The following is a 19,202-nucleotide window of genomic DNA, read 5'->3' on the forward strand; positions in this document are numbered from 1 at the left end:
CCCGTACTACTGAGTGACAAGGCTAAAGGCGATATAAAAGAATTAAAAATTATATATTACGATTTTTATATTCTTGTTAGGAATTTGTGCACACCTGTATCGGTCAGGCGGGAAGCTATTCGCTGTTACCGCTTATAGGATACTCGTTGGAAGAGACAACCTGGATGAGAGCCATCGTTTTCAACGATTCCTGGCACATTTTCCAAGGTATTCTCTCTGATCCGGCAGCAAAGTTTGATATTGTCCCGCGCTGATTGCACCGGCCCAATAAAAGGAGATGCGACGTGAGCGTTGTCTCTCAATCGGAACCCCTACCGGATACCATGGCCGCCATGGTGCTGACCGGACATGGCGGCATCGATAAACTTGTCTATCGCGACGATGTCCCCATCCCGTCGCCGGCTTCCAATGACGTGTTGGTCAAAGTGACCGCCACCGCCAAGAACAACACCGACCGAAAGGCACGTGAAGGACTGTATCCTACCGACGAGCAGGAGGACGTGACCTCATTTCAGATTGGTGGGTCGCCGACACTGACCTTCCCTCGTATTCAAGGCGCCGATGTCGTCGGTCGTATCGTGGCTGTGGGTGATGACGTGGATACGGGCCGTATCGGTGAGCGTGGATTGCTGGATTTCAATCTCTATGCCGACAAGCGGCCGGATATCAACCTGACACCGGATTATTACGGCCATGGTGCGGATGGCGGTTTTGCCGAGTATGTCGCGGTGCCGGCGGATCAGTTTCATACGGTGGACAATCCCGGGCTGGCGGATGCAGAACTGGCGGCGATGGGCATGTGCTCTTACCAGACCGCACTGCACATGCTGAATGCAGCAGGTGTGAAGGCCGGGGAACGCGTGTTGGTTACCGGCGCCAGCGGTGGTGTGGGTACGGCTTTGATTCAGCTATGCCGCATTCTGGGAGCGGTTCCCTATGCGGTGAGCCAGCGCGATAAGGCCGGCGTTCTACGCGAATTAGGCGCCGAGGCAGTGCTTGATCGCGGTGACATGAGCGATTTCACCGACCGGGTGCGGGCGCTCACCGATGGCCGCCCCATCGATGCCGTTATGGATCTTGCCGGTGGCGAGATGACCGACCACTTCATCGACACCATGATCTTTGACATGCAAGCCCGCGACACTTACCCGCGGCTCAGCATAGCCGGTGCCAGTGCCGGTAACGTCAGTGAGATCATGTGGACACGTATCTACCTGTATCAAGTGCAACTGTTCGGTGTTTCTCACGGTACCCGTCAAGAGGCCGATCAGTTGGTTGACTGGATTCGTGACGGTCGGCTCAAGCCGGTGCTTCATGCCGCCTTCAGACTCTCCGACCTGCATACCGCGGAACGCTATTTCGTCGAGCGCAACCGTAACTACCTGGGCAAGATCGTGATTGTCCCGGACTCACAGTGGCAAACACATGGCGTGCCCTATGCGCTAGAGGGGACAACATGAGCAGTGAACTCACGCTTCAATTGATCGATACCCATGCCGGCGGGGATGTCAGCCGTATCGTGGTTGGCGGAATCAACGCGCTGCCGGGCGAGACCGTGCGACAGCAGATGGAATACTTGCGCGACGATGCCGACGGGTTGCGTGAATTGCTGATCAACGAACCCTTCGGCATTCCCGAGATGTCGGTGGATCTCATCGTGCCGCCCACCGATCCCCAGGCCCAGGCGGGCTACATCATCATGGAGGTGATGGGATACCCCATCTATTCTGGCTCGAACACGATCTGTACCGCCACCGCCGTTCTGGAGAGCGGGCTGGTGCCCAAGCAGGAGGGGCATCAGCGGTTCGTGCTGGAAGCGCCGGCTGGTCTGGTGCAGATCGATGCCTACGTGGAAAACGGGGTCGTGGAAGCGATCACCTGTGAGGGACTGCCCAGTTACATCGATACCTATCGGGCGACGATTCACGTCCCCTCGATCGGCGATGTGACCTACAGTGTTGCCTACAGTGGCGGCTTTTATGCGCTGGTGGATGCCACCGAACTCGGCTTCGCGTTGACCCGCGACGAGGAGAGTCGCCTGGCGGTGTGCGCCCACGCCATCGTGGAGGCGATTCAGGCCGAACGCGGCTTTTCTCACTACACGCTCGGTGATGTCGGGCCGCTGCCGTTTCTTCATTTCATGGGGCCGGTCGAACAAGTCGCCGATGACTTCTATCGTTCGCGCTCGGCGACCTATGTACATCCTGGCGTGATCTGCCGCAGCACGACCGGCACCGGCACCTCCGCTCGGCTGGCGCTCATGCATCATGAAGGACGTATTCGGCCGGGGGATAAACTGGAGACCGTGTCGCTACGCGAAACCGGCTTCATCGGCGAGATGACGGGGGCCCGCAAGGAGGGCAGCTATGCCGTGGTGGAAAATACCATCACCGGTAAAAGCTACGTGTTGGCACGCTCGGATATCGTCATCAACTGTGGCGATCCGATCGTACGTTGCGACAGCCTTCATCATATCCTTAGCGACGTTCAGAACAGCGACGCTCAACTCGTCGTCGAGTGATCACGATTCTCGATCGTCGTGACTGGCATAGCAGGGCGGTGAACTCGGTTCGCCGCCCTCGGCCTGACGGTCCTCTTCCAGTAACATGTCGAGCAAGGTATTGCGCAGGATGGGCAAATGCGACTGTTCCAGGTCGCGACTCGCGGACAGCAGCGTCAAGGTTCCCTGGCGCGCCCACTTCATCAACGGCACGAGACAATCAGGGGCGTCGGTCATTTCCCAGCGGTAGCGGCGTTCGAACACAGCCCTTGATATCCGACCCTGGTGCCAGCTGCGGCGCAAGCCATTGGAGGGAGAGGCATCACGATACCAGTCGGTCAACGCCAGGCTGTCGCGGCGCTTGCCGCGCGGCCACAGGCGATCTACCAGCACGCGAGCGCCATCGTCCTGCTCGGGTTCGGCATAGACACGCTTCAAGCGGATATCATGGCCCACGGCAATGCTCCTGTGCGTTCATCGGCTCATTCGGTCTCGGATGATGCAATGGTTTCGTTGAGTGTTTCAAAGCATTCGACGGATTCCGTACCGGTAACGATAGCCTCGAGTTCGTCGCAGAAAAAGTGGAAGGCTTCGCTGGAGCGGCCCGGTGAGCGGTGCATTTCGATCTCGACATGGCCGAGCTCGGGTAAGCCTTCGTCGTCACCGACGATACGACAGCCCGGGGGCACGCTACGTGGCGTTTTTACCGTCATTGCCAGGCCCGCCTGGACCGGCAGGTTGATTCCAGTGGGGGATTGGCTGGAGTAGCGTACGTCCCAGCGCCAGTCTTCTCTGCCCAATGCCGCAAAGGCATGAGCCCGAAAGATGCAGCCTTCCGGATTGAGCGCCAGGGGTAGGGTCTCCCAGTCATCGAGCGAATTGTCGTCGGCGATGACCCATACCATGGGTTCGCGGCCCAGCAACTGGCCGGATTGGGTCGGCATGTGACGGATGACCAGGGCAGCATCGAGTAACCCTTCCTGAAAATCGTGAATCAGGCGAGCACTGATATCGCAGATGACTTCGAGCCGGACGCCAGGGAACTGTCTGGCGAAGCGGGGCAATAGTTCGGGGAGATAGGTGCTGGCCTGCTCTTCGGAAGTGCCCAGACGAATCATCTCGCCCTGGCGTTCCGCGCCCATGACACGCTTGGCTTCATCCTGCAGCTTGAGGATATGTCGGGCATACGGCAACAGCCGGCCACCAGGGGGCGTCAACACGACACTTCGGCTGGTGCGTTCGAACAACGCTTCACCCATCTGGTCTTCAAGGCGCTTGATTTGCAGGCTGACAGCCGATTGCGTGCGATGTAGAACCTTGCCGGCGGCACTGAATCCCTCGCATTCTGCAACGGTCACGAAGGCGCGCAGCAGGTCGGTATCCATAATCAATGAGCCCTTGCAATGAATTTTATCTTAACCATTCATTTCTATTATTGAACTTGGCTGGCTACCCTGTCCATACGTTATCCACGATGGCAGGAACAATGACGATGCACGCCACAGCACAACAGGAAGACGATACGTCACTTCATGGGCTGATTGATCTCGAGCATTATCCGATCAACCAACTCGATGGTCAGGCGGCAAGCGTTTGAGGTCGATAAGCTGGCCGCCGCTTTGCCGACAGCATCGAGGTAGGCATGGTGGGGATCAATGTGCCGCTGCCGGTCGCATTCCACAGTTTCGGTGGTTGGAAGGAATCGCTCTTCGGTGACCTTCACGCCTACGGCCCCGACGCGGTTCGGTTTTATGCGCGCCGCAAGGCCGTTTCCCAGCGCTGGCCGCGAACTCGGCAGCGGGAATCCGCCCAGTTCAACTTTCCCTCGCACTGAGTCGCCCCGCGCATGCCTCCAAACGTCCGTCTGGTGAGTCCAGGCGGGCGTTTTCGTGTTGCAGCGGCTATGATTCGGATACTGCCAATGCCTATGTGGATGGAGGCACAATGCTGAGTCATTTTCACTATATGGCGCGCTACAACCGCTGGATGAATCAGCGGATTCATGAATGTTGCGCATCGCTATCCGATGAAGAGCGTAAGCGGGATATGGGCGCGTTCTTCAGGTCGATCCACGGGACGCTCAACCACCTGTTGTTGGCCGATCGTGTATGGATGGGACGATTTACGCAACGGCCCTTCGAGATCGAATCGCTCGATCAGGAGCTCTATGCCGATTTCTCCATTCTGTGGACGGAACGCAAGGAGGAGGACGCAAGGATTCTCGAATGGGTGAATTCGCTGTCGTCGGAAACACTGGCAAGAGAACTTGTCTACACCAGTATCGTGGGATCGCAGACGCGCCGGTATCCGTTCTGGTTCGCCCTTGCGCATTTTTTCAATCATCAAACGCATCACCGTGGCCAGGTCACCACACTGCTCAGTCAGCAGGGTATCGATCCAGGCGTGACCGATCTCATCGGGCTTCCGGAGCTCATGGAGCGATGAACGTTGCGGCACGATATTCCCCGAGGGCCGCCGTCAGCAGGTCGGTGATCAGGTGCAGCCCCGTGAACAAGGGTAGTGTCTGCTGGCGTCATATGGCCTCTCTTCGTCCGGGTCAGCCGGGATCGACATGACGACTCAGGGCGAGCGTGGTCGTACGGCCGGCGTCGAGCCGGACCCGTTGAACGAGTGCCTGCCTGCGGTGATTGGCGCCTGGCAGGCTGACGCTGCCGGCCACGAAGTAGTCACCGGGGGGCAGATCGCGGGCCGTGAAGTAGCCCGCGTCGTCGGTTTCGGCGTAATGGGTATGGCGACGAGCACGGGGATCGGCCGGCTCGATCGTCAGGCCGGCATCGATGGCCCGGGCTTCCTCTTCGGCGTAGCGCGTCGCCGGGGCGATGGCCACCGTCTCGCCGGCGCTGGGCACGCACTTGCCGCAAGGGTGATGCAGGAATAGGCGGCCGCGAAGGACAGCGTCTCCCCGGATGGCCAGGTTGGCATATTCCTCGGCGGGGAAGGCCTCCTTGCGGCGCAGCGTCTGCGTCTCACCCTCCAGTGCGGTGTCCACGCGCGACTCATCGGGGTCGCTCTCGGCGCGTGGGGGCTGATAGTTCGATAATATCAAGCCCAGCGTGACTGCCATCAACCATCTCAACATCGTCGTCTCCCTGACCGTCGATCTACGAGAAGCGACTCGCGTCGATTGCATGAGTCGCTCCGGCATGAACCCTTAGAGAGAGATCGGGCATCAAGGTTCGACGAGACGTGGACCGGGCTTGGTGGTCTAAGTCGCTCCCCCGGGACTCTGGGGCATGGATTATCTGCGAGGCAGACATTCCGGCAGGCTTTCACGCAAGGTGCGTGGGTCGATGCCGAGTTCCGAGAAGGTGCCGACGTGTTCGCCGACCACGTTGTCGTGTTGCATGAGAATGATCTGGTCGTGTGTCAGTGGTGCGTTGGGTAGCCGCGCTGTCACTGTGGCGAGGCCGCGCCAGATTGGGAAGGGGACGGGCATCAATCGGCACGGGCGGTGAAGGTGGGCGAGTACCTGCTCGAGGAGGTTGCGATAGTCTTCGATTTCGCCCCCGCCCAGTTCGTAAAGCCGCCATGCCGGAGGGTGGCCACCCAGAAGCCGGGTAACGGCACGCGCGACGTCGATGACGTGAACGGGTTGCAAGCGGGTCCGGCCGCGGCCAAAGAGAGGAATGACGGGGAGCCGGCTCAGTGAAGCGAGGCTTGTGAGAAACGCGTCATTGGGGCCGAACAGTACGCTGGGGCGAAGTAACACGGCCTTGGGGAATGCCGTGATCACTTGAGATTCGCCACGCGCTCGGGCTCGGATGTAGGCCGAGGGCGACTCACTATCGACGCCGATACCGGAGATATGTATCAGGTTGTCGATATTTGCTTGTCGAGCCAGGCGAGCCAGACGTGCAGCAGCCTGCACATGAATGGTGTCGAAGTCGAGCCTGCCGCGTTCGACATAGAGACTGACGGCATTGACGACGGCGCTCGCCCCCGCCAGTGCAGCGATGATGCTCGCCTCATCACGGACATCGGCGGTGGCGAGCTCCAGGCGATCATCCTCGCTGGCCCAGTCCGGGAGCACGGGGTGACGCGCCGCGATCCGCACTCGACGACCGGCCTCCGCCAGTTCGCGTATGATGGCACGACCGAGAAATCCGGTGCCTCCGAATACGACGATCAAACCATCACTCATGGAATGTCCCCCGAGATTCCGCGCCTGCATCCAGCCGCTTGCGTCATTCACCGTTCAAGGTGGCGATGATGCGTCGTGGTCCGCCATGGTCACGATGTTCTCCCAACCAGATACCCTGCCAGGTGCCCATCGCCAGTCGCCCATGACGCACCGCCAGCGTTAGCTGCGTGCCGAGCAGGCTGGCGTGAACATGGGCCGGCATATCGTCGAGACCTTCCAGGGTGTGGCGGAAGTACGGCAGATCGCCGGGCACCAACCGGCGCAGAAACGCATCCATGTCATGACGCACGTCGGGATCGGCATTTTCGTTGAGGGTCAGCGACGCCGATGTATGCTGCAATTGCAGATGAAGCAGCCCGGTCGTGACCTCGCCGAGACGCGGCAGCGCAGCGACGATGTCAGCGGTGATCAAGTGGAAGCCTCGCTCTCGAGGGGTTAGGCGTATGTCGTGCTGGTCCCACATGTTTGGCTCTCCTGTGACTGCCACCAGGGGCTACGCGATGACTGACGGCGGTTGGAACCCTACGTCATCAATGCGTTCTATGCTAATAGCAACCCGTATCGTGCGACGACCCTGTCAGGACGACGCAAGGAGAACGCATGACCATGATACCAGTACATCATGATGTGGAGACGGAATCAGCGTCGCTGGCGTCGCGGATTCTCGACATGGCGCTACTCATGGCGGAAGAGCGTGGCTGGAAGGCCGTCACGCTGTCGGGTGTTGCCAGGCGACTGAATGTTCCGCCGCGTGCCGTGCTTGATGCTTATCGTGACCTTGATGCCGTGGCCAATGCCTGGTTTCTGCATGGCTGGCACGCCATGCTGGCTGACAAACCTGATGGCTTCGACGATTGGTCGGCCAAGGATCGTATCCGGCATTGCCTGCTGGCCTGGTTCGATGCCATGGCCGTTCATCGTCGGGTCACGGTGCAGATGTTGTGCACCAAGATGCATCCGCCGCATGTGCATACCTGGGTACCGATGATGTTCGATCTGTCGCGGACCATTCAATGGCTACGGGAAACCGCGAGGCTCGAAGCCCCCTATGGTAGCCGCCAGGCGCAAGGGGAAGAAATCGCGCTGACGGCACTGTTTCTTGATACGCTGCGATACTGGGCGCGCGATGAATCGTCTGATCAGGCGGAGACCCGCCGTTTTCTGAACCGGCGCCTGGCGTATGGCGATCGTCTGATGCGTTGCCTGCGGTGCGATGGGAACAAGCGGCAACGCGAATCGTCGGCGGTTTGGTGAAGCGTTGACAGTTACCCCGGGTCTCTCCGACGCTAGAGACCTCTCAGGCGTTGTCCCGTTATCAATGGAAGGAGGAGTACACGATGGGTTTTGCATTGTCGAACATGCAGGTAGGCAGCGTGTCGTTCGAAAACCTCGGTGAGATACCGACCAAACACTCTGGTGAGGGGGACGATATCTCGCCAGTACTGACCTGGAGCGGGGCACCGAATGGCACTCAGGGGTATGCGGTGATCTGTCATGATCCGGATGCGCCGTTGCTCAAGCCGGGCAGCTACGGGTTCGTTCATTGGGTGCTATACAACCTGCCGGCCTCCATCACCCATTTGGCCGAGGGCAGCACCGAAGGCACCACCGGTGGCAACGATTTCGGCAGTACCGGCTATGGTGGTCCGATGCCACCGGAAGGGCATGGCAAGCATCATTACTATTTCTGGGTACTGGCGCTGGATCAGAACCTGAATTTGCCGGCAGGGCTCAGCCTGGAAGCGTTCCTGGCCGAGGTCGAGCCCCACGTATTGGGGATGAATCGCCTGATCGGCACTTACGAGCGTAACTGATCGCACTTAATCACTGCGCGCTTTGCGTTCCTGTGGAAGCAGGGCGGCGTGGATCACGGCGTTGACCGGTGTGGCGACGCCGTACTGCTGCCCTAGCCTGACAACAGCGCCGTTCTGAGCTTCCAGTTCGGAAGGATGCCCCTCCATGATATCGCGCTGCATCGAGGCCGTACTGTTTTCCGGCAGGGCCTCGATGAAATTCATGGCGCGTTCGATGGCGTCATCCGGCATGATGACGCCGCTTGCCTGGGCGACAGCGCAAATTTCCTCCATCACGGCAATGAAGAGTCGACGCGTTTCATCCAGGGCACGCGTGTTGCCGATCGGTGCCCGGGTGATGGCCCCGACACCGCTCATGGCGCAAATGAACAGGAATTTGCTCCAGATTGCGACCTGGATATCATCGGGGATTTCCGCCTGAATGCCCTTGGCATTGGACAGACTGTCCTTGAGGGCCACTGTCCGTTCACTGGGACGATTGTCCCGTTCCCCCAGGCGTATGAACGGGTCGACTCCCACGTGGCGGATACGACCGGGTCTCTCTCGATAGGCGACGATCCCGCAGAGTCCGCCGATCACATGGTTACCACCGAGCTCGGCGGTCAACTGGTCTGCGGCTTCAACGCCATTCTCCAGTGGGAGTACCACCGTGTCGGGGCCGATCAGGGGCCGCATGGCCTTGGCCGCTTCAGGGACTTGCCAGGCTTTCACGGCAACGATCACACAGTCTACCGTGCCGATGTCGGCTGGATCGTCGGTCGCCTGGGTCTCGGGTAAGTGTATGTCGCCGTCGGGGCTCTCGATGGTAAGCCCGTCACGCTGCATGGCTTCCAGGTGCGCACCACGTGCGATGAAAGTGACGTCCTCGCCGGACTCGGCCAGACGACCGCCGAAATAGCCGCCGACGCCGCCGGTACCATAGATTGCAAAGCGCATGACTCGCTCCTTGTCGTTACATCATTCTGAGGATAGCTCGTCCAGTGCCGTGCGTGCCCGCTCCCGCCATTTGCTGGGCAGGGCGGCGGCCTGATTCAGGGCGTCTCGCGCACGGTCGATATCGCCCAGCGCCTCGAGGGACAAGCCAAGATTGAGCCAGGCAACGGCCAGACCGGCATCCTGTTCGGTGGCTTGACGAAAGGCGTCGGCTGCCGCTTCCGGGTTGCCGGTGGCATGCTCGGCATTACCCAACCCGAACCAGCCCATGGCAAGTTCGGGCCAGCGTTCCGCTAACGTTCGCCAGGCCGGCAGTGCGGTTTGCGGATCGGTAGCCCGCTGGAAGTCGGCTATGGCGTTCAAGGCCCGGTGACGGCCTATGCTGTCAGGCAACTCGCCGGGCGGGAGGGCGACGACGGCCCAGCGTTCGCTACGTGCCCAGGTATTGTCGAAGGTCGCGAAAGAGGTACGGGTTTCCGCATCCATGCCACTATGCAGGATCAACTCCCGTGCGTTCAGGTCATAGCCGATGGCGACGGCGTAATGCCAGACGGGCCAGGCGGGTAGCGACAGGTTCTGCATGACGATGACGGGATGACCATTGGCGATTTCACGTAACAGAGCGTTGAAATTGCCATCGATGACGAACGGAACGCGTTCATAGCGTCGCAAGGTGGCGAGCATTTCCGGTTGAACGCTACCCTCGCGTTCGGGCAGGAAGACTTGCGGAATCAAGGAGTCGACATCCGCATCGACACCACTGGCATTGAGCACCATTGCCAGTGAGGCAGGGCCACACTGATAGTCACGCTGCCCATGGAAGGGTACGTCATCGAGTTTGAGTTGCTCGGGAATGCCCAACCGGTCAGGGCTTTGTATCGTCGGGCTGCCAGCACAGCCGCCGAGTATCGTCAGGGTCAGTACCAACAGCAGAACGCCCGCAGGGCGGGCGTTCGTTGACAGTCGTTGCGGGCGACTCATGGTGCGTCTCAACGCGTGAAGGGGAAGACGTCGGTCAGTCCCAGGATGTCGGTCACCAGGAGAATTACGAAGACGGCGAATAGCGCGCCAACGACACTGGCTCCGGCCGGCATGTCGTCGAGTCGGTCGGCCATGTCACGTACTTCCTGATCGGACAGGGCATCGACACGGGCCTCCACTTCGGCAGGATCGACACCTTGGGCCAGGAGTTGTTCCTGGACATCCTGACGCGACAAGACCTCGTCGATGCGCTTCCGGTCGGCCTGTACCTGATCGGCACTCAACGCATCCTGAGTGGAGACGAGGCCATCGGATGAAGCATTGGGTGCTGCCGCAGCTACCGGGAGGCTTCCCAAGACCAGGCAGGCAATCAGTAGCGGGCTAATGACTCGAGCAAGTTTCTTCATCATGGGATGTTCCTTATTTGGGATGGCTTCCGGCTTCTTCATGATCCTTGAGTCTGCGTCGTACGTCCATGCGATGCTCCACCAGTATAGAGCGAGATGGGCATGATTTTCATGCCCTTTTTATCATGAAGCCGCGACTCGAAGAGTCACGGCATGTTCCTCAACGGTAACCGGCCATCAATTCCCTGACTAACGGGGTATCGGCATCGCGAAGGGAGGGCAATTCGAAGCGTGCGCGGGCAATCTCGGTGCGTGAAAGATCGGCATGCACCAGCGTGTCGGTGTCGCCGGCTTCCGTCAGGATATCGCCGCGCGGGCCCTGGATGCGCGACCCACCCCAAAAATGACTATCGCCTTCTGAGCCATGACGGTTGGCCATGATGACCGGTGTATCATAGGTCATGGCGTAGAAACTGACATTGAGGGCCCAGTTACGTTCGTTGGAAAAATCTTCGCTGACGATGCCGGAGTTGATCGGCGCGCACAACACGGTGGGGCGTGCCAGTAGCGAGACATGAACCAGGGCGGGGTTCCAGAGATCGGCACATATCAACTGGGTGGCCGACCAGCCATCGCGAAACCGGGTATGCGTCAGAGACTCGCTGTGGGTGAACCACTTGCCTTCCTCGAGGCCGCCTGAGAAGGCGGCCTCGAACGGGGAGTCATGTGATTTTGCCAGCTCGGGGTGGCTGACGAAAATCGCGTCAGATCAGGTCGTGCTCTTCGAGAAACCCGGTGGCCACGTGTTCGATGGTGGCTTTGTCGACATCCACTTTGGCATTGAGTTTGGCCATGGTCTCGTCGTCGAGTAACGTGGAGATCTTGTTGAGCTGCTCTTCCAGCTCCGGATATTCCTCTAGGGTTTCCTCACGAATGACCGGTGTCAGTGCGTAGGCCGGGAAGTAGCCCTTGTCATCTTCCAGCACGGTCAGGTCAAAGGCGGGAATGCGACCGTCGGTGGCGAATACGACGGAAACATCGACTTCTCCATCGCGCAGTGCCGGATACGTCAGGCCAGTGTCCATGCGCCGGATATTGGCGCGACCGAATTCGAACCCATAAGTTTCCTGGAGTGGACGCAGACCGTTGTCGCGGGCATAGAATTCCGCATTCGAGGCGAGCGTCAATGCGTCGCCGCCATTGATTGTCTCGGCCAGGTCGGAGATGGTCTCGATACCGCGCTCTGCGGCATCGTCTTCACGCATGGCCAGGCCATAGGTGTTGTTGGCGTCGGACGGTGCCAGCCACACCAGACCTTGCTCGGCATCGAGTTCCTTGACGCGCTCATAGGTCTCGTCGGTATCGAGGTCTTCATCGATCTCGTTGTAGTTGATCAGCGATGTACCGGTGTATTCCCAATAAAGGTCGATCTGACCGTTCTCTTGAGCCTGACGGAGGACGGAAGAACCCATGCCGGAACGCCGGTCGACATCGTAGTCCAACGACTCCAGGTACTGGGTCGTCATGCTGGCGAGTATCTGCTGTTCGGTGAAATTCTTGCCACCGACGACGATCTCCTCGGCCGCTGCGGTGGTCACGGTGCTAGCCAGTGCCAGTCCGGCCAGGGTTGTCACGACGGTTTTCATTGCGCGCGCTCCTCGATTGTCTGTAGTCACTCGATCTGTCGATTAGTATATGTCAGGCCCGTGCAGGATTGACCCCACGTGGAACGATGATGAAGGCCACCGTCGCGACCAGAGCATCGACCACGATGGCCAGCAATGCTGTGGGAATGGCGCCCGATAGCATCATGACGGGATCATGGAGGTCGATGCCGGTGAAGATCAGTTCTCCCAGGCCACCGGCACCGATCAGGAATGCCAGGGGAACCGTGCCGACATTGATTGCCAATGCCGTGCGAATGCCGGCAAAGATCACGTACAGGGCATTGGGCAATTCGATCCGAAACAGCCGCTGCAGGGGTGACATATCGATGCCGGCGGCAGCCTCGCGCAGGGCAGGGTCAACATTGTTGATGTCCGTGTAGGTGTTGCGAATGATCGGAAGCTGTGAATAGAGCAGAAGGGCAATGACGGCGGGTACGTAGCCAATGCCCTGGCCGATGAGAGACAGGATCGGGATCATGATGCCGAACAGGGCAATGGATGGGATCGTGATGATGATCGACGCCGCATAGAGGACAGCGCGTGCGACCCGCTCGTTGCGGGTGATCACAATACCGATGGGAACGACGGTCAAGGTAGCGATCCCGACAGCGACGCTGACCAGCGAGATATGCTCCAGAGTCCGGGTGCCCAGCAAGTCGATATTATCGAGGGCATACTGAATCAATTCCCAATGCTGTCTCCTCTCGGCATCGGCTCGTAATTGACATCACGACGCCCTCGGCAGCCAGAAACTGGCTACTTGCGAGCCCCGTGTCGAATCGACTTTAGTTTAGCAGAGGGAAGGATCTATTTGGTTTGGTAATGAATAACGATCTAAAATTACAATAATTGATGATGTTGATTCGCTTACCAGGGGGGCTCCTGTCGTTTTAGGGAGGATTCGCGTATACGCGCGGAAGACTGCTCCCCGGAAAAGGGGCGGTGAGAATGTCTCCATACTCCCTTTTCCAGCTCGACAATGAGAAACAGGACGATGCTGGCCGAGACGATGACCAGCCAGTGGATGAGTGACAGCGCCTCACTACCGAAGAGGCGTTGCATGAACGGCAGGTAGGTCCAGCCCAACTGCAGCAATACGACCAGAGTGATCGCCAACCATACCGAGCGGCTGCCGAAGACTCCCTGCTTCGACAATGCACTGTAAACAAGGTATCGGCTGTTGATCAGGTAAGCGGCGCTGCCCATGACCAGTATGTTGACGGCCCCGCTGCGGGCCAGGGCCTGGCTGTTGCCCTGAAAGTCGTGCAACCAGGTGAACATGCCGAAGACGCCGGCCAGTAACAGTACCGATACGAATACCACGCGCCACAGAAGAAAACCGTCCAGCAAGGGGGCGTCAGGATTCCGAGGGTGACGTTTCATGAGATCGGGTTCGCCGGGCTCGAAAGCCAAGGCAAGCCCTAAAGTGATGGCGACAACCATATTGACCCACAGCGCCTGTAGCGGTGTCACCGGCAATGAACCGCCGGCCAGGACGGCAAGAAGAATCGAAAGCCCCTGTCCGCCATTGGTGGGCAATAAAAAGGTGATGGTCTTGCGGATATTGTCATAGACCTTGCGACCTTCTTCGATGGCGCTGACGATGCTGGCGAAATTGTCATCCGCCAGCACCATTTCTGCGGCATTCTTGGCGGCCTCCGTCCCCTGGACACCCATGGCGACCCCGACATCGGCACGCTTCAGGGCGGGGCCATCGTTGACACCATCGCCGGTCATTGCACAGATACCGCCCTGGGCCTGCATGGCCTTGACCAGCCGCAGTTTGTGCTCGGGGGCGGCACGAGCGAATACATCGATCTCGCTAATACAGGCTGCAAGATCGGCATCGCTCATGGCTTCGATCTCTCGCCCGGTGACAGCGCGGTCGGTGTGGGCAAAGCCCAACTGCCGAGCTATGGCGAGCGCGGTCTCGGCGTGATCACCGGTTACCATGACGGGGCGAATACCCGCTGTCAGGCAGCGTTCGACAGCGTCGATGACATCCTCCCGTGGTGGGTCGAGCAGGCCGACCAGTCCCAGTAATACCAGTCCTTCCTCGGCATGTTCATCGGTCAGGTCCCCGGCGTGCGGCTCCCCGGCTTTTTCGGCCAGAGCCAATACACGTAGGCCACGTGAAGACAGTGCACGGATGCGGGCGTGCCATTCCTGCGTGTCGAGCGGTTGTGTTTGATTACCGACGCGAACCCGGTGACACATCTCCAGAAGCCGGTCCGGAGCCCCCTTGACGAACAGGCAAGCGGTGCCGTGGAGATCGTGTAGGGTTGCCATGTAACGACGCTCCGACTCGAAGGGGATGGCATCATGGCGAGCATGATCGTAACGTAATGTACGAAACGATAGCCCCGCCTTGGCGGCAGCCACAACCAGAGCGCCCTCTGTAGGATCGCCATGAATATGCCAACGGCCGCCTTCCTCGGCTGATTCGGCGTCGTTACATAGCACGCCGGCACGAAGCAAGTGACCCAGATCGGGCTGGTCATCAAGCGATTCGATAGTGGAAGCGTCATTACCGTCGTCATTGAGCGCGACGAAGTCACCCTCCGGCGCATAGCCGATGCCCGTGACACGGAATTGGCCATCAGGCAGCCAGATGGCTTGCACCGTCATCTCATTGCGGGTGAGTGTCCCTGTCTTGTCGGAAAAAATGGTGGAAATCGAGCCAAGCGTTTCTACCGCAGGCAGGCGTCGGATGATGGCGTTGCGTCTGGCCATTGTTTGCACGCCCAGTGCCAGCCCGATGGTGACGATCGCGGGCAGGCCTTCCGGAATGGCGGCCACTGCCAGGCCGATGCTGGCCATGAACATGTCGCTCAATGGTTGGTCGTGGACCAGAATGCCGAACACTCCGGTGAGCAGTGCCGTCAGCACGATCACGATGGCGAGCGTGCGTCCGGCACGGTCGAGCTGTCGCAGTAGCGGCGTTTTCAGTTTCTCGACGTCGCGCAACAACTCCGATATGCGCCCAATTTCGCTCCGTGCGCCTGTCTCCACGACAACGCCGGTGGCATTGCCCTCAGCGATGATGGTCCCCGCATACGCCATGTTCGAACGTTCAGCCAGTTCGGTGTCGTCGGCGATGGGCATCGTCTGCTTGTCGACCGGGACCGACTCGCCAGTCAATGCTGCCTCATCGGCTCGCACTCGCTTGGCATCCAGCAGGCGAAGGTCCGCCGGCACGCGGTCGCCGCTTTCGAGCAGCACGATATCGCCGGGGACGAGCACTTCGGCATCCACTTGCCGACGCTGCCCGCCCCGCAAGACATCGGCGCGAGGCGACAGCATGCGGCGAATACTGTCCAGTGCCTTCTCGGCCTTGCCTTCCTGGATGAACCCGACCAATGCAATGATGACCACCACGCCAAGAATGGCCAGTGTGTCCAGCACATGTCCCATGCCCAGGCTGGCCAACGCGGCGAGCAGCAGGATCAGCATCAGCACGTTATTGAACTGGACCAGAAGTCGTTTCCACCAGGGGCGAATGCGTTCCTGCTGTAGTCGATTCCGTCCGTGGATACCCAGACGATGCTGTATCTCGGCGTCATCAAGCCCCCTGGGGTGGGAAGTCAAGCGTGACAATGTCTCTTCGACAGATAGGGCATGCCAAGGTGGGCGAGGTGGTTCGTTCGATGCAGGCATTGGAAGACTCTGGATCACAGTGATAGGGCATGACTATCTGTTTAGCACAGCATATGCTGCACTGCAGTGATCCAGAGCAAGAAATGAGTCATTCACCAGGTTGCCGGCATGTGTCGGCAACCTGGGGTAGGGTCAAAGCACCATTGCCGCCAGCCAGCCGAAAATGATCAGAGGGATATTGTAGTGGAGGAATGTCGGCACGACGGAGTCCCAGATATGGTCATGCTGACCATCGGCGTTGAGCCCTGCCGTAGGGCCAAGCGTCGAGTCCGACGCCGGTGAGCCGGCATCGCCCAGTGCGGCAGCGGTGCCGACCAGTGCGACAGTGGCCATGGGAGAAAAGCCGAAATTGAGTGCTAGCGGCACGTACAGTGACGCGATGATCGGAATGGTCGAGAACGATGACCCGATGCCCATGGTGATGAACAGCCCCACCAGCAGCATGATCAAGGCTGCCAAGCCTCGGTTGTCACCGATCACCTCGGTCGAACTGGCGACCAGTGTCTCGACTTGGCCGGTTGCCTGCATCACGCTGGCGAATCCGGCTGCAGTGATCATGATGAAACCGACCAGTGCCATCATGCGCATGCCTTCGGTAAAGATGCTGTCCTGCTCGTGCCAGCGGAACACCCCACTGACCGATAGCAAGGCAAAACCGAACAGACCGCCCAGTACCATCGAATCGGTCACTAGTTGGATAACCACGGTGCCGACCAGGGCAAGAGCCAGGACGACGACCTGCCAGGGTGCCAATTGGCGAGCGGCTTGAGCTGGGCTCTCATCGCCGTGAGCCAGGTCGCGATCCTCGTACACACGTTGACGGCGATAGCTGAAAAGAACGGCAACGATCAAGCCCAGCAGCATACCGCTGATGGGGATGCCCATGGCCAGGGGCACCATTCCGGCATCCACTGCCAAGCCTTGTGCGGCACCCGCTTCATTGATGTTGCCAAGCAGCAGATCATTGAGAAAGATCGAACCGAAGCCTACCGGCAGTAACATGTAGGGGGCGGTGATACCGAATGTGATGACGCACGCCACGGCACGCCGGTCGAGCTTGAGGTGGTTCATCAGCTTGAGCAGGGGCGGAACCAGTACCGGAATGAATGCGATATGGACCGGAATCAGGTTCTGTGAGCTGATGGCGGCGGCAAGCAGGGCGCTCAATAACGTCAACACGGCCAGGCGATGACCCGCGGCCTGGCCGTTCAGCCCCAGACGCTGGATGGTTCGGTCAGCCAGCAACTCGGTCACGCCGGAGCGTGAAAGTGCCACGGCAAAGGCGCCGAGAACCGCATAGGAGAGGGCAATGGTAGCGCCATTACCCAAGCCTTCGTTGAAGGCATCGAGCACATCCGACAGCGGCAATCCAGCGTAGAGGCCGCCGACCAGGCTGGCGATGATCAGGGCGAAGACGACGGAAATGCGGGCGAGACTCAAGGTGACCATCACCAGGATGGCCAGAACGACGGCATTCATGGCGGACTCATGTGGTTGGCATGGATGGTATGTAAAGGCACCGCGATAGGCGCGAAAGCGCGGAATGATACCGTAATATGAGACCGAGATCAGGGGGTGGCGAACTCAACCCACCTTGTACGACAGAGAGGACTCTGCCAGCAGCCCACGTCCACCGGCCAGTGTCAGTGCCAGGTCGTGCAAGCCATCCCATAACGGAATCGGACTGGCACCCTTGATGGACAGGTCGAGGCGCTGGGCAAACAGCAAGAGTTTGTGCAATCGTTTGATCGGTAGTCGATTGAGAGCGTGTTGATAGGCGGGGCGGCGCTTGTCGAAGATCGGCGGTTTCTGCGATTTGCAGGCGTGCTCGAAGCTCTGCCCCTGATCGAGATGCTGATACAGCGATAACAACGTGCGCAGTTCGCGAGTCAGGGCCCAGAGTACGATCGGGGCTTCAACGCCCTCGCCGCGCAGGCCAGCGACGATACGCGATGCGCGTTCACGTTCGCCGCGGAGGCAGGCATCGGCCAGCGTGAAAACGTCGTAACGGGCGCTATCCTCGACGCCCGTGGCAATGGCCGTGGTGTCGACCTGGGCCCCGGGTGGCAATAGTAGCGACAGTTTCTGAAGCTCCTGATCGGCGGCAAGCAGGTTGCCTTCGGTACGCTCGCCAAGCAGACGAGCCGCTTCCATATTGATGGTGAGTCCGTGACGCCCGGCCCGGTCACGCACCCAGTACCCCAGCCGTTGATGGTCGACCGGCCAGACAGGAACGAACATGCCGGCCTTGTCGAGGGCCTTGAACCACTTGCTCTGTTGCTGCTTGCGGTCCAGGCGAGCGGAAGAGATCAGCAGCACATCATCGCTTTGCCGCAGATGTTCGGCGTAATGTTCCAACGCTCTGGCGCCATCCTGGCCGAGACTCTGGTTATTCAGACGCAACTCGATCAGTTTGCTCGAGGCAAACAGTGACATACTGGCGGCTGACTCGGTCAGCCGTCCCCAGGAGAAGCCACTCTCGACGTGCAACACCTCGCGCTCGTCGATGCCTTGTTCCCGCGCCTTGGCCCGGACGGCATCGCAGGCTTCCATGTGGATCAATGGCTCGTCACCAGCGACGATCACCACCGGCGGCAGTCGCTTTTCCAGTTCGGCGGACAGCTTGTCGGGAAAGACTTTCATGTGAGATCAGCGTTCTGCCAAGGGGCGAAGACGGTCCAGCAATTGCCGGGCGGCTTCCTGGCGCAGTCGCTCGGTAGCTTCGGCGCGCAAGTCATCCTGTGCCAGCAGGTTATCGTCATTGACGCTGTAGCTGGTGGTGACTTCGATCTGCTCCTGGTTCATGAGGTATGCGTCGTCTGCCGAGCGCTGGACGGAGAAAGGGGCCGTCAGCGTCAGCTCGATTTCGCGACTGCCGGCACTGCCGAACGTCAATACCGACTGGCGCAGCGATTCCTTGCCGAGGTTGAGACGCAGAGGTGCGGCGTCGTCCAGTCGGGTGCCGCCGCTTTCGAGCTCGCTGCGCACGACGCTTGTCAGATCGCTGTCGGCGGCATCCAGTGCCAGACTGTCGATGGTGGCGACATCGCTGCCCAGGCCGCGCAGCTGAAAGCCGCAACCTGTCAGACTAGCGGCGCCCATGAGCGCCAGTGTATGTGTCAGGAAGGTGCGGCGTCGCAT

The 19,202-nt window shown here is 59.7% G+C and carries 20 protein-coding genes and 1 pseudogene; 6 read left to right on the top strand and 15 right to left on the bottom strand.

The window, feature by feature from the left end; genetic code table 11:
* Positions 1-323: 323 nt before the first annotated feature.
* Both FVV99_RS15530 and FVV99_RS15535 read left to right on the top strand, forming a co-directional pair.
* Positions 324-1,460, top strand: coding sequence for a zinc-binding dehydrogenase (locus FVV99_RS15530; RefSeq protein WP_148255123.1), 1,137 nt, complete (start codon positions 324-326; stop codon positions 1,458-1,460).
* On the top strand, positions 1,457-2,521 hold the full coding sequence (locus FVV99_RS15535; protein ID WP_148255032.1) for a proline racemase family protein: 1,065 nt from the start codon (positions 1,457-1,459) through the stop codon (positions 2,519-2,521). Before FVV99_RS15530 ends, FVV99_RS15535 begins: the two co-directional genes overlap by 4 nt.
* Here FVV99_RS15535 and FVV99_RS15540 read toward each other — a convergent pair whose 3' ends face one another.
* Both FVV99_RS15540 and FVV99_RS15545 read right to left on the bottom strand, forming a co-directional pair.
* Positions 2,522-2,956, bottom strand: a complete 435-nt coding sequence (locus FVV99_RS15540; RefSeq protein ID WP_148255034.1) for a DUF488 domain-containing protein — start codon at positions 2,954-2,956, stop codon at positions 2,522-2,524.
* A gap of 26 nt (positions 2,957-2,982) precedes the next feature.
* Complete coding sequence (locus tag FVV99_RS15545) at positions 2,983-3,885, bottom strand: LysR family transcriptional regulator (RefSeq protein WP_148255035.1); 903 nt, start codon at positions 3,883-3,885, stop codon at positions 2,983-2,985.
* A gap of 221 nt (positions 3,886-4,106) precedes the next feature.
* On the opposite strand from FVV99_RS15545, the pseudogene FVV99_RS15550 reads away from it, so the two are divergent.
* Together FVV99_RS15550 and FVV99_RS15555 are read left to right on the top strand one after the other, a co-directional pair.
* Positions 4,107-4,334 (top strand): annotated as a pseudogene (locus FVV99_RS15550) (aldehyde dehydrogenase family protein); the annotation flags it as partial.
* Positions 4,335-4,444: 110 nt separating this feature from the next.
* Positions 4,445-4,945, top strand: a complete 501-nt coding sequence (locus FVV99_RS15555) for a DinB family protein (protein WP_148255039.1) — start codon at positions 4,445-4,447, stop codon at positions 4,943-4,945.
* A 112-nt stretch (positions 4,946-5,057) separates the two neighbouring features.
* On the opposite strand, the gene FVV99_RS15560 is transcribed toward FVV99_RS15555, so the two are convergent.
* From FVV99_RS15560 to FVV99_RS15570, 3 genes are all read right to left on the bottom strand, one after another.
* A complete protein-coding gene (locus FVV99_RS15560) occupies positions 5,058-5,600 on the bottom strand; it encodes a carboxypeptidase-like regulatory domain-containing protein (protein WP_148255041.1) in 543 nt (180 codons plus the stop codon).
* A gap of 159 nt (positions 5,601-5,759) precedes the next feature.
* Positions 5,760-6,662 (bottom strand): complex I NDUFA9 subunit family protein, encoded by a 903-nt coding sequence (locus FVV99_RS15565; RefSeq protein WP_148255043.1) that lies wholly within the window; start codon positions 6,660-6,662, stop codon positions 5,760-5,762.
* A 43-nt stretch (positions 6,663-6,705) separates the two neighbouring features.
* On the bottom strand, positions 6,706-7,125 hold the full coding sequence (locus FVV99_RS15570) for a secondary thiamine-phosphate synthase enzyme YjbQ (protein WP_148255045.1): 420 nt from the start codon (positions 7,123-7,125) through the stop codon (positions 6,706-6,708).
* 137 nt (positions 7,126-7,262) lie between these two features.
* Here FVV99_RS15570 and FVV99_RS15575 point away from each other — a divergent pair, with 137 nt between their 5' ends.
* Together FVV99_RS15575 and FVV99_RS15580 are read left to right on the top strand one after the other, a co-directional pair.
* Positions 7,263-7,916, top strand: a complete 654-nt coding sequence (locus FVV99_RS15575) for a TetR/AcrR family transcriptional regulator (RefSeq protein WP_148255047.1) — start codon at positions 7,263-7,265, stop codon at positions 7,914-7,916.
* A gap of 83 nt (positions 7,917-7,999) precedes the next feature.
* The gene (locus FVV99_RS15580) at positions 8,000-8,476 is read left to right on the top strand and encodes a YbhB/YbcL family Raf kinase inhibitor-like protein (RefSeq protein WP_148255048.1); all 477 of its coding nucleotides are present in this window, start codon (positions 8,000-8,002) and stop codon (positions 8,474-8,476) included.
* A 6-nt stretch (positions 8,477-8,482) separates the two neighbouring features.
* Here the strand turns inward: FVV99_RS15580 and FVV99_RS15585 are convergent, their stop codons facing one another.
* The 10 genes from FVV99_RS15585 to FVV99_RS15630 form a co-directional block, all read right to left on the bottom strand.
* Positions 8,483-9,412 (bottom strand): 2-dehydropantoate 2-reductase, encoded by a 930-nt coding sequence (locus tag FVV99_RS15585; protein WP_148255050.1) that lies wholly within the window; start codon positions 9,410-9,412, stop codon positions 8,483-8,485.
* Between the two features lie 21 nt (positions 9,413-9,433).
* Positions 9,434-10,390, bottom strand: coding sequence for a PA2778 family cysteine peptidase (locus FVV99_RS15590; RefSeq protein ID WP_148255051.1), 957 nt, complete (start codon positions 10,388-10,390; stop codon positions 9,434-9,436).
* Positions 10,391-10,398: 8 nt separating this feature from the next.
* Positions 10,399-10,797, bottom strand: coding sequence for a PA2779 family protein (locus tag FVV99_RS15595; protein ID WP_148255124.1), 399 nt, complete (start codon positions 10,795-10,797; stop codon positions 10,399-10,401).
* Positions 10,798-10,957: 160 nt separating this feature from the next.
* Positions 10,958-11,350, bottom strand: a complete 393-nt coding sequence (locus FVV99_RS15600) for a nitrilase-related carbon-nitrogen hydrolase (protein WP_236645431.1) — start codon at positions 11,348-11,350, stop codon at positions 10,958-10,960.
* Positions 11,351-11,501: 151 nt separating this feature from the next.
* On the bottom strand, positions 11,502-12,383 hold the full coding sequence (locus FVV99_RS15605) for a glycine betaine ABC transporter substrate-binding protein (RefSeq protein ID WP_148255054.1): 882 nt from the start codon (positions 12,381-12,383) through the stop codon (positions 11,502-11,504).
* 52 nt (positions 12,384-12,435) lie between these two features.
* The gene (locus FVV99_RS15610; protein ID WP_148255056.1) at positions 12,436-13,089 is read right to left on the bottom strand and encodes an ABC transporter permease; all 654 of its coding nucleotides are present in this window, start codon (positions 13,087-13,089) and stop codon (positions 12,436-12,438) included.
* Positions 13,090-13,271: 182 nt separating this feature from the next.
* Complete coding sequence (locus FVV99_RS15615) at positions 13,272-16,061, bottom strand: HAD-IC family P-type ATPase (protein WP_148255058.1); 2,790 nt, start codon at positions 16,059-16,061, stop codon at positions 13,272-13,274.
* Positions 16,062-16,193: 132 nt separating this feature from the next.
* Positions 16,194-17,540 (bottom strand): Na+/H+ antiporter family protein, encoded by a 1,347-nt coding sequence (locus FVV99_RS15620; protein ID WP_148255059.1) that lies wholly within the window; start codon positions 17,538-17,540, stop codon positions 16,194-16,196.
* 105 nt (positions 17,541-17,645) lie between these two features.
* Complete coding sequence (gene holA / locus FVV99_RS15625; protein ID WP_148255061.1) at positions 17,646-18,704, bottom strand: DNA polymerase III subunit delta; 1,059 nt, start codon at positions 18,702-18,704, stop codon at positions 17,646-17,648.
* Between the two features lie 6 nt (positions 18,705-18,710).
* Complete coding sequence (locus FVV99_RS15630; protein ID WP_148255062.1) at positions 18,711-19,202, bottom strand: LPS-assembly lipoprotein LptE; 492 nt, start codon at positions 19,200-19,202, stop codon at positions 18,711-18,713.

This window comes from Aidingimonas lacisalsi (genome assembly GCF_008079445.1).
GTDB lineage: Bacteria > Pseudomonadota > Gammaproteobacteria > Pseudomonadales > Halomonadaceae > Aidingimonas > Aidingimonas lacisalsi.

Coding starts and splice junctions, on each gene's coding strand:
- FVV99_RS15560 (WP_148255041.1), bottom strand. CDS start 5,600: ATGTTGAGATGGTTGATGGCAGTCACGCTGGGCTTGATATTATCGAAC.
- FVV99_RS15615 (WP_148255058.1), bottom strand. CDS start 16,061: ATGCCTGCATCGAACGAACCACCTCGCCCACCTTGGCATGCCCTATCT.
- FVV99_RS15555 (WP_148255039.1), top strand. CDS start 4,445: ATGCTGAGTCATTTTCACTATATGGCGCGCTACAACCGCTGGATGAAT.
- FVV99_RS15570 (WP_148255045.1), bottom strand. CDS start 7,125: ATGTGGGACCAGCACGACATACGCCTAACCCCTCGAGAGCGAGGCTTC.
- FVV99_RS15535 (WP_148255032.1), top strand. CDS start 1,457: ATGAGCAGTGAACTCACGCTTCAATTGATCGATACCCATGCCGGCGGG.
- FVV99_RS15545 (WP_148255035.1), bottom strand. CDS start 3,885: ATGGATACCGACCTGCTGCGCGCCTTCGTGACCGTTGCAGAATGCGAG.
- FVV99_RS15590 (WP_148255051.1), bottom strand. CDS start 10,390: ATGAGTCGCCCGCAACGACTGTCAACGAACGCCCGCCCTGCGGGCGTT.
- FVV99_RS15575 (WP_148255047.1), top strand. CDS start 7,263: ATGACCATGATACCAGTACATCATGATGTGGAGACGGAATCAGCGTCG.
- holA (WP_148255061.1), bottom strand. CDS start 18,704: ATGAAAGTCTTTCCCGACAAGCTGTCCGCCGAACTGGAAAAGCGACTG.
- FVV99_RS15620 (WP_148255059.1), bottom strand. CDS start 17,540: ATGAATGCCGTCGTTCTGGCCATCCTGGTGATGGTCACCTTGAGTCTC.
- FVV99_RS15630 (WP_148255062.1), bottom strand. CDS start 19,202: ATGCGACGCCGCACCTTCCTGACACATACACTGGCGCTCATGGGCGCC.
- FVV99_RS15530 (WP_148255123.1), top strand. CDS start 324: ATGGCCGCCATGGTGCTGACCGGACATGGCGGCATCGATAAACTTGTC.
- FVV99_RS15565 (WP_148255043.1), bottom strand. CDS start 6,662: ATGAGTGATGGTTTGATCGTCGTATTCGGAGGCACCGGATTTCTCGGT.
- FVV99_RS15580 (WP_148255048.1), top strand. CDS start 8,000: ATGGGTTTTGCATTGTCGAACATGCAGGTAGGCAGCGTGTCGTTCGAA.
- FVV99_RS15605 (WP_148255054.1), bottom strand. CDS start 12,383: ATGAAAACCGTCGTGACAACCCTGGCCGGACTGGCACTGGCTAGCACC.
- FVV99_RS15595 (WP_148255124.1), bottom strand. CDS start 10,797: ATGAAGAAACTTGCTCGAGTCATTAGCCCGCTACTGATTGCCTGCCTG.
- FVV99_RS15585 (WP_148255050.1), bottom strand. CDS start 9,412: ATGCGCTTTGCAATCTATGGTACCGGCGGCGTCGGCGGCTATTTCGGC.